Raw genomic sequence first — 12,674 nt, 5'->3', positions numbered from 1 at the left:
GATGCCTCGTAAGATGAGTCGCGCCGGTATAGTCCATGACCGGCTGGAAAGGAGTCGGGTTGCCAGGCTCCGCGGCTAGTGTTGAAAGCACGGCTTCGGTATGCGATGGAACCTGACACACCAGACACGCGGCTGATCTGCCGCCGCTTGGCGCCGCACCACAGGCTGGAGACTTCGCTCGCCGCTTGGGACCGCATCGCGCGCTGAAAGCTGCTGCGCGGCGGCTAGTACGTGCTGCGCGCCCGGCCGGGCAGCCTCCGCTGCAGCCAGCGCAGGGCCCGGGCCGCGTCCGGCTCGATGCAGGGCCGCATGACCGCGGCGAACCGGCGGCCCGACAGCGCGGCCACGACCGCGGCTGCTGCCGCGCATCCCGCCGTAAGAGCCGCGGCAGCTCCCGCCGCTCCCGCGTCCATCAGCCGGGCGAGCAGCTGCAGGAGCCCGGCTGCGCCCAGCAGCTTGATGGCGGCGCCATGCAGCAGGAAGACATAGACCGTCCGTCCTCCGAGGACGGTCAAGCGGCTTTCCGCGCGAGGGAGCAGCAGCAGGAACGCGGCCGATGCGGCGGCTTGCGCCGCATAGCAGCCGAGGCGCAGCATCGTGCCCGCCGCGGCAGGGACGCCGAGCTGCGCGTAGTTGCCGCCGCCGGCGAGCCACTGAGCGGCGGTGTCTGCGCCTGCCGCGTGCCAGAACGCGGGCAGCGCCAGCAGCAGCAGCGCCGCGGCGGCCCGGATCGCGCGGCGCTGCGGGACCGTGCGCCGACGGGGCTCCCGTTCTTCCCGCCAGTAGTATCCGGCGAGGAAGAACGGGAAGAACACGAGCGTGCGCGTCAAGCCGAGCCACGCGCCCGCTTCCGCCGGCAGGAAGCCGGCTGCCGCGCCGAGCAGGACGGCGGCGGCCACCGGGTGCTTGAGCCGGGCGAACGGGATGAGCAGAAGCTTCCAGCCGAAATGCGCGGTCAGAAACCAGAGCATCCAATACGGAAGCCAGAACGAATACCGGATGCCGGGGCTGTGGAGCCAGAACAGATCCAGGACCGAGTACAGGGTCTGAAAGAAGAGATACTGCAGGGCGATTCGCAGCATACCGGCTGCCGCCTCGGGTGTCTGCCAGTACTTTTTGGCGAAATAACCGGTTACCAGCACAAACACCGGCAGATGAAAAGTGAAGATGGCGGTCACCACAGCTTGCGCTGCCTCCGGCAGAGGGGGAAGGGTAAGCAGCAGGTTGACCAGAACAACCAGCAGAATCAGGAAAAAACGGACATTGGTAAAAAACACGGCAGTCGGGTTTCGCATAGGAGTCATCTCGCTTTGTGCAAATTTGGTTTTATTACTATAGAAGAAACGCAAGCAGCCAAACCTGCCTGGATGCGGCTGTTACGGGAATTTGGCTTTCTAAAGGAAGTATAGAACTTCTTGTTTTAAGAGATTGTGATATTATTCACATGTCCTTATTAAGTAACGGCTTTCATTATGAAGAATGCTTGAACATGATTATAATCACTTATTTTGGGCTAAGTGTGATAAATATCACATACATCCCTCTTGGGGAGGACTATACTAAAGTCAGAAAGAGAGAACAACACACGAAAGAAGGTGAAGGAGCCATGAAAGAGACAGCTGACCCGCAAGTTCAGCAAGGAAGATGCCCGCAGTGTGGTTCCGGTATCCTCGCTGCCAAAGAAACAGAGTCCCCCTGGGTTTGCGAAGACTGCCGGTTAAAGCCACTGGTATCCAGAGCTGAAGGCTCCGCCGGCTCATCCGATCTTCCTGAATGATTCAGGAAGAAGAGAAAGCTTCTTACGGCTAACAATGTGAAAATATTCACAATAAAATACGGGATAAACGAAAGGATGCGAGTATCATGACCGCCCTTCATCTTGTAAACGCAGCACCCGCACACTGTCAGGCATGCGGCGCCCGGCTTCAGACACACCCCGAGGGTTATAAGGATTTGTGCTTCGACTGTGTGCAGACCTGGCAAACCGTCAAGGCGCAAAAAGCAGGCAAAACCGGACTTCCTCTTCCTCTGGAAGCGGAATGCGGCTTGATCGAGCAGTACTGGCTCTAAATACTGGAAACACACTCAACATCCAATACAGAATACGCAGCTTGAGAGGGGAAATTCATATGTTTAACTGGTTAAGAACGAACGTTTATGCGGCAGGTCTGATGCTGATCCTCCGCTTCTATCTCGGATACGCATGGATTACGGGAGGATGGCACAAGCTGATAGGCGGGTTTGACGCCACGGGCTTCCTGAAAGGCGCGGTAGCGAAGCCGATTGTCGATAAAGCGACCAATGAGCTGGTCTATCCGACCTTCACCGCATTCCTGGAAAACTTTGCACTACCGAACGCCAAACTGTTTAACGTACTGATTCCGCTCGGAGAGTTTCTGGTAGGACTGGGTCTTGTCCTCGGCGCACTAACAACGGCGGCAGCATTCTTCGGGGTTCTGATGAACTTCATGTTCCTCTTCGCAGGTACCGTAAGCACTAACCCTTGGATGATCCTGCTCGGTGTCATCGTCATCGCCGCCGGAGCCAACGCCGGCAAGTTCGGAGCCGACTACTACATCCTTCCTTACATCCGCAAGCTCCTTCGCCATCGCGGAGATCACGGCGCAAACCCTACCCTCGGAGGAGGCAAGACACGCGCCCATATCTGATCGGACTATAGAACGCTCTTCAAAAAAGCCCCGGGTATCCGGGGCTTTTTTTTGTTAAACGGAGAAAGAATGAGCTTGAATCAGCTTGAAGAAGCAACACTCAAATGAATAGGGTTACATGGCATAGAATGGCAGCGGGCTGTCCTCCGGGTTTGTTTACAGGCCCGATTCGGGGGGGTAACATACTCTCATGGTCCGTCAGATCAGGCTTCGGACACCATGTCCGGACGCCGGCGGCGGCCATATCATCATCTTCATCTGCGCGCTTAATTCTCGTAAGAGAAGCGGGGGACCCACGAACTGGGGTGAATCGGAATGTTTATTCCGTAGGGGCCTCTCAAATCCGAACCCGGCAGCTAACCTCGCAAGCGTCATTGGGAGAAAAGGAGTGAAAAAGGAAGAAATGGACCGACGAATTATCCGGATTGAATTGTTTGAATTCGATGTACCCTGCTGTTACCATCATGCCAAAGGAAAGCTGGAGAACTGCAGGTACGGGCTGCTGAAACTCACGGACGAGGGCGGAGAGACAGGCTGGGGAGAATGCTTGATGTCTGTGGGCGAGAAGTATTTCGATCTTGTGAACTGGGCCCGGTTTCTGTACCGCCTTCAAAAAAGCACGCTGGCGCAAGCACTCGACACTGTCCGCTTGTACCGCGTTCTCTGGGGGAATGTGAAGGCGGATCTGGTGGAAATGGCCTTGTACGATCTGAAGGCCCGATCGCAGGGCAAACCGTTCGTGGACGTTCTCGGAAGCTTCAGCGGTTTCAGCAGCTTCGGAAGTGCCGGACGTTCCGGAAACGGCTCCTTCCGCCTGGAAACGGCTGCTGCCCGGAGTGACGGCGGCGGCTCTTGGCCGGACACGGAATCGCACGTTTCTTCTCGCGTCAGACAGGATGCGGGCTTCGGCCACGCTGTGGCGGACCGCGAGTTTCCGGTAAGCCGGCTCTTCCAAGCCGAGCGGGAGCTTCACCCCGGCTGCTGCGGCTCTCTGCTGGATGATTTGCGCAACGCGTGCATGCTCCGGCAGGAAGGAATGACGCTGGCGATGCATAAAGATTATTTGATCGGTCCGGCCTGCTGCTTATGGGAGCATACCGCTGCAGTGCTGGGAGCGAACTGGCTGGAAGAGGGCAGCAGCCCCGAACCGGCGCGCCTTGCCCCGCTTCAGGCTTGCGAGCGTATAGCCGGTACCGGATTTCAGCTGGATCAGCCGGTGCTTTTTGAAGAATCCCGGGCTTATTTTGTCGTTTTATAGGACGGAATGTTTGCTTTTGGGGGGGAGTTCGCCTACAATAATACCAGAATTCCCCTGAAAGGATTGGTTCTCGTGTCTACTAATGAATTGAACAACCAGGAAACATCTAAAAAATCACGTATCGTTGTCATCGGAACCGGTGCCGTAGGTTCCACCACGGCGTACACCCTGCTGCTCAGAGAGCGGATGTCCGAGCTTGTCCTCATCGATTATAATCACGCGAAAGCGAACGGGGACGCACTGGATATGAACCACGGCCTGCCGTTTACGGGCAGGGTAAAAGTATGGGCGGGGGACTATTCCGACTGTGAAGGCGCCGATATTATCATTATTTGTGCGGGCGTCGCGCAAAAGCAAGGGGAGACCCGTCTCGATCTGCTCAAGCGCAACGTCGACATTTTTAACGGCATCGTCGAGAATGTGACGAAGTACAACCAGACAGGCATTATTCTGGTGGCGACCAATCCGGTTGATATCATGTCTTATTTTACATGGAAAAAATCCGAATGGCCCGTTAACCGTGTCATCGGCTCGGGAACTTTGCTGGACAGCGCGCGTTTCCGCTATTTGATCGGCGAGAAGCTTCAAGTGGACCCGCGCAGCATTCACGCGGCGATTATCGGGGAGCACGGAGACTCGGAAGTGCCTTTGTGGAGCTTGGCTAATTTTGCCGGACTGCCTCTCGAGCTGAATCAAGAGGATAAGGACGAAATTTTCCAAAATACGCGGGACGCGGCTTACCAGATTATTGAGGCGAAGGGATCGACGTATTACGCGATCGCTTTGGCGCTTGACCGGATCTGTACGGCGATTCTGCGCGATGAAGGCGCGGTGCTGAACGTCTCGACGTTTGTTTCCAATTATCACGGGTTGTCTGACGTTTACCTCGGGGTTCCGTGTATTGTGGACCGTACGGGCGTGCGGGAGGTTATCACGCTGCCCTTAAGTGAAGAGGAAGAGAACAATCTGCGCAAATCGGGAGCCAAGATCCGGGAAATGATCGATTCCATTTCGGAACGCCTGTAAGCGGAGAGACATGAACAAGTATAGAGTATGTGAATAAAACGTTGAAAAAGCGGCTGGATATCAGCCGCTTTTTTGTATGCTGCAAATATGTTTTTAAGGTGATATGCGCTTTGATTGACAAATTCGCTTATGAACACTTATAATTACTTATAAACAATTATCATATTGCATGAATTCACTTAAGGGTGTGCCGATATGTTTCAGGAAGAACGAATCGAAGCGATTATGGAATACTTAAGGGAACATCACCGGATGGACGTCAAGGAAATCTGCGACAGATTTGACGTGTCGCGGGACACCGCCCGCAGGGATCTCGTCCGGATGGATGAGCTCGGGCTAATTGTAAGGACCCGCGGAGGCGCTATGCTGCCGACCCTTAACCGCGCGGTGACCGCTTATAAGGACCGGATGCAGAGGGCTCCGGACGAGAAGAGGCAGATCGGCCGGGAAGCCGCCAAGCTGATCCGCGACGGGCATTACTTGTTTCTGGACACATCCACGACGGTTGCGACGGTCGCCGAGCACATTCGGACGACGGGCAACGTGGTCGTGACGAATTCCATCGATATTGCGGCGAAACTGGCGGACAATAAAAGTTTGAAGGTGCATATGCTCGGCGGGCAGCTGGAACTGGAGCACCGGTTTCTGTTCGGAGCGACCGCTCTGGCGCAGCTGGCGGATTATTACGTCGATACCCTCTTTCTCGGCGCCTGCGGAATCAGTCCGGACGGATTGTCTTACCCGCATGAAGAGGACGGCTCCATCAAACGCGAGATGATCCGCAGAGCCGACCGTGTCGTCGTTTTGGCGGACCATACGAAGTTCGGCAAGCAGTTGTTTTATAAAGTTGCGGGTTTGGACGATCTGGATGTGATCGTGACGGACCGGGAACCGGAAGAAAGTATGCTCCGCCTGCTGGAAAGGCATGATGTGGAGCTGCTCATCGTAGAGGGGGACAATCAGCATGATTAAATTGATCGTAACGGATTTGGACGGTACACTCATGAATGCCGATCTGGAAGTTGCGGACGCGGATGCCCGTATGCTGCGGGAGGCGGCCGGACAGGGCGTGCAGATCTGCATCGCATCGGGCCGGCTGTATCCTGATATCCGGAAGATTATGGACCGTGTCGGGGTCGAGGCATACGGCATCAGCCAGAACGGCTCCGCGGTTTACACCCGGGAAGGGGAGCAGCTGGATGCCTCGCATTTCCCGGCGGACCGCGCGTCCGACTTGTTCGAGATTGTCTCGAAGCGGGAAATGGTATTCTTCGTCTGCTGCTCGGACGAAACGATCCGCCTTCATAAAAGTACGGACGCTTCCCGGCCTTATGAAGAGAGTCAGCTCAGCCCCGTCCATCATCAGGCCGATATCGGCCGGGAGATCCGCTCGGGGCAGGTGAAGCCCTGCAAGTTTTCCCTGTTCGGCGATATGGAGAAGCTTCTGTCTTTTCGCGAGGAACTGATGGAAAAATATGCGGGAAGCGTGGAAGCCGTCATTTCCGATCATGACTGTATGGACCTGATGCCGGCGGGGATTTCCAAAGGAACGGGCCTGGCCCGGCTGCTTAAAGAGATGGGGCTGAAGCATGACGAGGCTGCCTGCGTCGGCGATTCCTATAACGATCTGCCGATGTTCGCCCTGACGCCTCACAGCTTTGCGATGATGAAAAGCCGGGATGAGGTAAAGGCGGGTGCGGGTCATACGACTTCGTCGGTGGCGGAGATGGTGACGACCGTTCTGGAGCACAACCGCAGCCGCCGCGGCAATGAGGCGGCTGAAGCGCAAGTCTGACGGCCGGGCCGCCGGTCGGCCGATGTTTCCCGGCTTTCGAAGCCAGCCCCGTCCGTTCCTACAGCGGCAGGACGGCCGGCGGTTCGTCAGCCGGAACGGACCCGGCAGGAGCGTAATCCCACCCCCGGAAAGGAAGTTTTCCGGAGCGGGAGCGTGATCCTGCCGGGTCCGCAGGCGTTTTACGGGAGTGCCGCCCATACGGGCTCACCCGGCGCGAAGTACCCTGTGCCCGGTGCGGCACGCTGACGGCCAACGGCCACAACGCGAAAAGGCCCGTCCGGGATATCCGGACGGGCCTTTTAACGATGCGGAGCCCCGCACGCCGGACTCCTTTGAATATTCGGCTGCCGTAATCAGGCACCAACCCGCTGTTCCGCCCATATCCTGATATCAATTCCCGTTATTCATTCCATAAGAATACCTGATATACAGGAGGATGCGGCATGAATCTGCTTCAATCGATTGAACAATCGTTCGGCGGGTTAAAAAAACCGACGATGAACGAGCTGCGGGCCGGGCTGGAAGCCTTGTCTCTGACGAGTGACAAAATCGCCCCGCACGTTACCGAGCCGGAGCGGCTGGCCTACGGCCGGCATGTGCTGCTGCGGACAGACGATGTGGAGGTCGTCGTGATCCATCTGCCGGGGCACAGCAAAACGGCTATTCACGATCACGGGTCTTCGATCGGCTGCGCCCGCGTTATTGAAGGCGAGATGCTCAATGTGTGGTACGAACTGGACCGGGGCGGTTATCCCGAGCCTTTTATGGCGGCTCCCGTCGCAGGCGGGGAGTGTATGTATGCTCCACGCGGGCAAATTCACGAAATGCGCAACGAACATGAGCAGCGGATTGTAAGCCTTCACGTGTATTCGCCTCCCTTAACGGGGACGAAAGCGTACTTGCCCTACCGCGAGGTGCTCGATTTCGTGATCTGATGTTTACGCGTGGTTCTGCACACCTGCCGGCCCGGCTGAATCCGCGGATAGGTGCGGCGCCTACGGCAGCGGTCCTGCAAAAAGACAAAAGCCCTGCTTCATCCAGGGCTTTTTGAGCTGCTTTCAAGCGGCCGGACATACGCCCGGGCCTTTATAACGACCATACCGCGGACAAAACGCTACCCCGAAGCCGCGGTCTTTTTCGGCTTTTTGGGAAAAATCACATACGACAACGTAATGGCGGCGTCAACGGCCAGGATGAGACTCCATACTTTCAAAACGGATGCCGCAGTCTCGTGGTTCACGATGCCGGCCAAGGCCAGGCGGAGCGCCAGCGGACCCGAAGGTTCGGGAGGGAGCGATTCAGCAGGCAAAATTCCGTACATCACGATCAAGACGGCCGTAACGGCGGCATAGAGAGCGAAATGAACGGAGAAGTTTTTCAGCTCGCGGCGTGTATGTGCGGCTCCCGTTAATTTAAGCTCCGCGGGAGGAAGTTCGTTTTCCGGTACGCCCCGCCATTTGGCCGTCTTTCTGGCGATGAAGGCATCCAACTTGCGCAGATCGTTCCGTCCGAAGAACAGCGCGTAAACGAGAAAGATCAGGATCACCAGCTGAAAGGTCTCGAATTGTCCGGTCCGTCTGTAATCCAGGTAACCGATGGCCGCCATCCACAAATCGCTGAACAGGAAAAGCAGGATAAACAGCTTGCTTAGCTTCCGGTAGTTCCAGACGTAGCGAAGAAGGAGAAAGCACGCGATGCTGCCCCAGAAAATCGCTTCTCCTCCGATAAAGAACGCCCACTTGTACTGTAAAATAAAATCCAACACCCGGCGATCACCTCTGCTTCATGTCTATGCATGGAGAATAACACATGACGCAGCGTCAGGTTCAAGAGAAAATCGTCTACGCTTTACATCGGGGTCGGCTCTACGTGCACGTGTACATGACCGACTTTATGCTTGCGGAGCATCCGCTGCTCCACGTCCTCCGCGATATCGTGGCTCTGGGCGACGGTCAGTTGGTGATCCACGACGATCACGACGTCGAGAAGCACCTGATTGCCGTGAACGCGGGCTCTGACGTCTTCGATGGCTTCCACACCTGGTGTTCCGGCAATCGTCTGTTTATAGAGCACAAGCTTCTTGTCGTCGAAGCCGTCCGTTAAGGCATGAGCGGCGTCGATGAAAATGCCCCAGGCCGTTTTGCAGATCAGCAAGGAGACGAGAACGGCGGCAACGGGATCGAGCCAGGGAAGCCCGAGCCTCGCACCGATGATACCCGCGAATGCGGCCAGACTGACGAAAGCGTCGGAACGGTTGTCGTAAGCGGCGGCCAGCAGCGCCTTGTTGTTGATCCTGCGGGCAAGCCGGATATTGTAGGCGTACACCCCGTACATAATCGCCGCGCACAGCAAAGCGACCCAAGCGGCAAGCAAGCCGGGGGCTTCCAGCTTCGGTCCTGTGAAAGAGCTTATCGCCTGGATAAATACCTGAATGCCGACGGCAATCATGATAAAAGAAGCGATGAGCGCCGCGATGGTTTCGGCGCGGAAGTGGCCGTAAGGGTGATCGCTGTCGGGCGGTTTGCGGGAGATCCGCAGCCCGATCAGGACCGCCACGGAAGCGATCAGATCCGTGGCATTGTTGAGACCGTCGGCCGTGAGCGCTTCCGAACCGGCCTTATATCCGATGCCGAGTTTAAGCACAGTCAGTGCGATATAGGCGACAATGGATGTCCAGGCACCCCGTTCGCCTTGTTTTAAGTCGTTGTATGCTTCCACTTGCGCTGCCTCCATTGCCCTGCTTTAGTTCTGGACTTCTATCGTACCGGACGATACCCGTGTGGGTCTAGAGAAACAGTGTTGACCCCCGGCTGAAAACATGGGCCGGGTCCACTATGTTGGTGCCGGACAACTTTCGGAGAGAGGAAAAAGGAGTGTTGTTCAGGCATCTGATTCGCCGGGGGGTGGAATGAAAGCGAAAAATTCTTTACAATAGAGTGAGGTATTTAACCCCGCGAAATTTTATGTAGGGATGTTATCCATAGAAAGAGTGCCGATTGCCGGCAAAACGGCATACAAACGGGCACATCAACAGGATTATACAAAGGGTTGTATTTGACCGGTTAGGAGGTATCAGCATGATTCGCAGAAGCACCCTGCTCCTGATAGGCCTGCTGCTTGCAGGAATGTTAAGCGGCTGCCTGAGTACTGGCTCCAACGAGGCCAGGGCGCCTCAGGCGCCGGAACCTACGGTGACTCCCGAACCGCAGCCGACGGTAAAACCGGGAGCGGACACCAAGAAGGATACGCCTTCCGAGTTTCAGATCCAGACGAGGCTGCTCGATTTTCATCTGATCGATGAAAGGACGGGCTACGCCTGGGGCGTGACGAATCAGTCTTTGCGTATGTACCGGACGCTGGACGGCGGGCAGACCTGGCAGAACGTATCCCCGCCGTCAGCCGGCAATTTTAAATTTTCACCGGGCTACGGACAAGCGATATCTTTCCTCGACAAGCAGAGAGGATGGATCGTACGCAGCGATCTGGAGGGCAAACAGACGACAATCTGGCAGACGGAGAACGGGGGAGGAAGCTGGAAAGCCGTGGATCTGCCCGAACAGATGAATCCCGTCGTGCTGGATTTTCAGACGCCGCAGAACGGCTGGATGCTCAGCATCACGGACCCGTCCAAGGCGGACTCCGGCCACATCCTTTACTCCACCTCCAACGGAGGATCGACCTGGCAGCGGACCGCCGATGCCCAGCTTCCCCAGGAAGGGACCATTACAGGGCTGACTTTTCAGAATCTGCGGACAGGCTGGCTCTCCATGGAAGTGAAAGGGCAGCCGAAAATGTACCGGAGCGAGGACGGCGGGCGGACCTGGAAGGAAAGCAAGGTGATCGCCGCAGCTCGGAGCAGCGAAGCTTGCGAGGTTGTGGACGTGCTGCAGCCGGTATTCTTCGGATCGGATCGCAGCAAAGGCTGGATTCCGTTCAGCTGCCCGAGCAGCGAGGCGGATCAGTTCCACGGCTTGTTCACGGAGGACGGGGGCGTCAACTGGAATTACGCGCCTTTCAAAGTCGGAACCGACAAAGAGTCCAACGCGTTCACGCTGCCTTTTTTCCTGAGCGAGACCGACGGGTGGTACCTGGACAAAAATATCGTCTACCATACGACCGACAAAGGTAAAACGTGGGCGCCGCTGAACGAGGACAAAATTTTGTCCAGAACATGGAGCAAATACCCTCAACTGACGCAGCTCCAATTTATTTCGGAAAATGTGGGCTGGATTCTTCTCGAAACGAAGGATCAGAAGAGGTCCGTTCTCGTACAGACCAAAGACGGCGGTAAATCGTGGTCCGTTTTATAAAAAAGTTAAAAACACCCGTCCGTAAAGGCGGGTGTTTTTGTGCGGCTGACCGGTTCAATCGGATTTTCTTGAAATCCTATTGTTTCAGCAAAAATTCGTTTCCGTCGATATCCTCGAAACGCGCGTAGATTCCCCATGGCATCTGATTGGGCTCTTCGAGAAAACGGACGCCTTTGGCGGACAACGTCTTGTAGGTTTCCTGAATATCGTCGCACTCGAAAACGACGGCGGCTTTCTGCTCTTCCCACCCCGGCATGATGGCCTTGGGATAAAGCACGAGGCGTGTCTGGGCGCCGGGCGGCGCTACTTCTATCCAGAACGCATCGGGACCCATCGGATGGTTGGCCACTTCGGCGAACCCGGCCCGCTCCGTCCAAAATTTGAGGGATGCCTGCTGGTCATCCACATAAACCGCAATCGTGCCCGCTTGTTTGATCATGGTTGTCCTCCTGGAGTATACTCGACATAGGATCTGGATGGTGTATCCAGCCTCTAGTATAGTCAAGCTCCCGTCCGAGATCAAATCGGCAGGGGGGGAAACGGAAGCTAGCGAAATCGGCCGAACCGGACCCCGAACTGATCCTGACCCGGACCCGACGAACCGCAAACCGTTGGGCCAGCCTTAAACCGATTCGGCTAGCCGTAACGCGGACCCGGCCAACGTCAGATCCGTCGATCGCAGTCCAGAAAAGAAAGGGGAGCGCAGACTCCCTGAAACCGATCCGAGGAGTGATTGAAGTCATGAACTCAAACTTATCGCATAAAAGCCGTATGCTGATGATGGCAGCCGTAGTGTCCCTGCCGCTTGCCTTGGCGGCATGCGGTTCGGATTCGAAAGCCGTGCCCAGTCCTACGGCCGCGCCAACCATATCCGCCGCACCGACTCCGTCCGCAAGTCCGAGCGGGAGCCCGCCGCCGAGCGCAACGCCGGCTCCGTCGGCCAAGCCGGGCGAAGCGGGTTCGACCGGTTCCGATAAAGCGGCGCAAGTTAAAGGGATAATGGAACTGGCGCGCAAAGGTCAGATTGCGGGCGTGGAATATGCCGCCCACACGGGACTTTTTGACGACGTGGAGAAGAAATGGGGCAAGCCCGACAAGCAGGAAGGCGCAGGAAAAGGCCAGTATGCGACCTATACGAAGCGCGGAGTCGCTTTCGGCTTTAACAAAGGGATGCTGATCTTCGATGTCCGTTCCTATGACAAAGCTCTGCAGCAGCTTGCTCTAGCGGATATCAAACAGACGCTCGGCGAGCCTGCGGAAGTAACGGTCAACGGCGGCGACACGATTTATACGTACGGAGCCGGAAGCCAGTATCAGTTGAAATTCGTCATTCCGAAATCAACCGGCAAGGTGGATCACATCTCAGTATACAGTCCCGAGGATGCCAAAAATCTGATGGCCGGATAAAAATCAGGCAGTTCCCGTAAGGGAGCTGCTTTTTTATTTCTTCCCTGATTTATAGGAAGCGCTTCGGCAGGTAAATGAAGCTTGCGGGCGAATTCCAGTGGAGAGAGCCTGTACCGAGCATGAGACTGGAGAAGTACGACAAATATTCCCATAATGCTGGAAGGACCCTACAGGAAGTGTTATGATGGTAGTTGACTATTTTGGCTGTG

Annotated in this window: 14 protein-coding genes and 1 riboswitch; of the genes, 10 read left to right on the top strand and 4 right to left on the bottom strand. The window is 56.3% G+C overall.

The window, feature by feature from the left end:
• Positions 1–224: 224 nt before the first annotated feature.
• Positions 225–1,295, bottom strand: coding sequence for an acyltransferase family protein (locus AC2TF6_RS16830; protein ID WP_491307741.1), 1,071 nt, complete (start codon positions 1,293–1,295; stop codon positions 225–227).
• A 17-nt stretch (positions 1,296–1,312) separates the two neighbouring features.
• Here AC2TF6_RS16830 and AC2TF6_RS16825 point away from each other — a divergent pair, with 17 nt between their 5' ends.
• The 8 genes from AC2TF6_RS16825 (at position 1,313) to AC2TF6_RS16790 (ending at position 7,683) form a co-directional block, all read left to right on the top strand.
• The gene (locus AC2TF6_RS16825) at positions 1,313–1,777 is read left to right on the top strand and encodes a hypothetical protein (RefSeq protein WP_491307740.1); all 465 of its coding nucleotides are present in this window, start codon (positions 1,313–1,315) and stop codon (positions 1,775–1,777) included.
• Positions 1,778–1,863: 86 nt separating this feature from the next.
• Positions 1,864–2,070 (top strand): hypothetical protein, encoded by a 207-nt coding sequence (locus AC2TF6_RS16820; protein ID WP_491307739.1) that lies wholly within the window; start codon positions 1,864–1,866, stop codon positions 2,068–2,070.
• Positions 2,071–2,129: 59 nt separating this feature from the next.
• On the top strand, positions 2,130–2,669 hold the full coding sequence (locus AC2TF6_RS16815) for a DoxX family protein (protein WP_491307738.1): 540 nt from the start codon (positions 2,130–2,132) through the stop codon (positions 2,667–2,669).
• 253 nt (positions 2,670–2,922) lie between these two features.
• Positions 2,923–3,055: riboswitch (cyclic di-AMP (ydaO/yuaA leader) on the top strand.
• Between the two features lie 2 nt (positions 3,056–3,057).
• Complete coding sequence (locus tag AC2TF6_RS16810) at positions 3,058–3,927, top strand: hypothetical protein (RefSeq protein WP_491307737.1); 870 nt, start codon at positions 3,058–3,060, stop codon at positions 3,925–3,927.
• A gap of 87 nt (positions 3,928–4,014) precedes the next feature.
• Positions 4,015–4,953 carry an L-lactate dehydrogenase gene (locus AC2TF6_RS16805; protein ID WP_369995981.1) on the top strand — a complete coding sequence of 313 codons (939 nt, stop codon included), beginning with the start codon at positions 4,015–4,017 and terminating at the stop codon, positions 4,951–4,953.
• A gap of 195 nt (positions 4,954–5,148) precedes the next feature.
• Complete coding sequence (locus AC2TF6_RS16800; RefSeq protein WP_491307736.1) at positions 5,149–5,925, top strand: DeoR/GlpR family DNA-binding transcription regulator; 777 nt, start codon at positions 5,149–5,151, stop codon at positions 5,923–5,925.
• On the top strand, positions 5,918–6,748 hold the full coding sequence (locus AC2TF6_RS16795) for an HAD family hydrolase (RefSeq protein WP_491307735.1): 831 nt from the start codon (positions 5,918–5,920) through the stop codon (positions 6,746–6,748). Before AC2TF6_RS16800 ends, AC2TF6_RS16795 begins: the two co-directional genes overlap by 8 nt.
• Before the next feature lie 443 nt (positions 6,749–7,191).
• Complete coding sequence (locus AC2TF6_RS16790) at positions 7,192–7,683, top strand: cysteine dioxygenase (RefSeq protein ID WP_491307734.1); 492 nt, start codon at positions 7,192–7,194, stop codon at positions 7,681–7,683.
• A 179-nt stretch (positions 7,684–7,862) separates the two neighbouring features.
• Here AC2TF6_RS16790 and AC2TF6_RS16785 read toward each other — a convergent pair whose 3' ends face one another.
• Positions 7,863–8,513 (bottom strand): hypothetical protein, encoded by a 651-nt coding sequence (locus AC2TF6_RS16785; RefSeq protein ID WP_491307733.1) that lies wholly within the window; start codon positions 8,511–8,513, stop codon positions 7,863–7,865.
• Positions 8,514–8,596: 83 nt separating this feature from the next.
• Positions 8,597–9,466, bottom strand: coding sequence for a cation diffusion facilitator family transporter (locus AC2TF6_RS16780; RefSeq protein WP_491307732.1), 870 nt, complete (start codon positions 9,464–9,466; stop codon positions 8,597–8,599).
• Between the two features lie 359 nt (positions 9,467–9,825).
• Here AC2TF6_RS16780 and AC2TF6_RS16775 point away from each other — a divergent pair, with 359 nt between their 5' ends.
• Positions 9,826–11,058 carry a WD40/YVTN/BNR-like repeat-containing protein gene (locus AC2TF6_RS16775; protein WP_491307731.1) on the top strand — a complete coding sequence of 411 codons (1,233 nt, stop codon included), beginning with the start codon at positions 9,826–9,828 and terminating at the stop codon, positions 11,056–11,058.
• A 76-nt stretch (positions 11,059–11,134) separates the two neighbouring features.
• Here AC2TF6_RS16775 and AC2TF6_RS16770 read toward each other — a convergent pair whose 3' ends face one another.
• Positions 11,135–11,497 carry a VOC family protein gene (locus AC2TF6_RS16770; protein WP_491307730.1) on the bottom strand — a complete coding sequence of 121 codons (363 nt, stop codon included), beginning with the start codon at positions 11,495–11,497 and terminating at the stop codon, positions 11,135–11,137.
• A gap of 302 nt (positions 11,498–11,799) precedes the next feature.
• Between AC2TF6_RS16770 and AC2TF6_RS16765 the strand changes: the two genes are divergently transcribed.
• The gene (locus AC2TF6_RS16765) at positions 11,800–12,465 is read left to right on the top strand and encodes a YjgB family protein (protein ID WP_491307729.1); all 666 of its coding nucleotides are present in this window, start codon (positions 11,800–11,802) and stop codon (positions 12,463–12,465) included.
• Positions 12,466–12,674 lie beyond the last annotated feature (209 nt).

It is taken from the genome of Paenibacillus sp. JNUCC 35 (assembly GCF_058269095.1).
This window is presented reverse-complemented; position numbering and strand designations above follow the sequence as displayed.

What these genes read in the sequence shown, in the direction of transcription:
- AC2TF6_RS16830 (WP_491307741.1), bottom strand. Translation starts at nt 1,295, where the DNA reads ATGCGAAACCCGACTGCCGTGTTTTTTACCAATGTCCGTTTTTTCCTG.
- AC2TF6_RS16820 (WP_491307739.1), top strand. Translation starts at nt 1,864, where the DNA reads ATGACCGCCCTTCATCTTGTAAACGCAGCACCCGCACACTGTCAGGCA.
- AC2TF6_RS16815 (WP_491307738.1), top strand. Translation starts at nt 2,130, where the DNA reads ATGTTTAACTGGTTAAGAACGAACGTTTATGCGGCAGGTCTGATGCTG.
- AC2TF6_RS16800 (WP_491307736.1), top strand. Translation starts at nt 5,149, where the DNA reads ATGTTTCAGGAAGAACGAATCGAAGCGATTATGGAATACTTAAGGGAA.
- AC2TF6_RS16795 (WP_491307735.1), top strand. Translation starts at nt 5,918, where the DNA reads ATGATTAAATTGATCGTAACGGATTTGGACGGTACACTCATGAATGCC.
- AC2TF6_RS16790 (WP_491307734.1), top strand. Translation starts at nt 7,192, where the DNA reads ATGAATCTGCTTCAATCGATTGAACAATCGTTCGGCGGGTTAAAAAAA.
- AC2TF6_RS16775 (WP_491307731.1), top strand. Translation starts at nt 9,826, where the DNA reads ATGATTCGCAGAAGCACCCTGCTCCTGATAGGCCTGCTGCTTGCAGGA.
- AC2TF6_RS16770 (WP_491307730.1), bottom strand. Translation starts at nt 11,497, where the DNA reads ATGATCAAACAAGCGGGCACGATTGCGGTTTATGTGGATGACCAGCAG.
- AC2TF6_RS16765 (WP_491307729.1), top strand. Translation starts at nt 11,800, where the DNA reads ATGAACTCAAACTTATCGCATAAAAGCCGTATGCTGATGATGGCAGCC.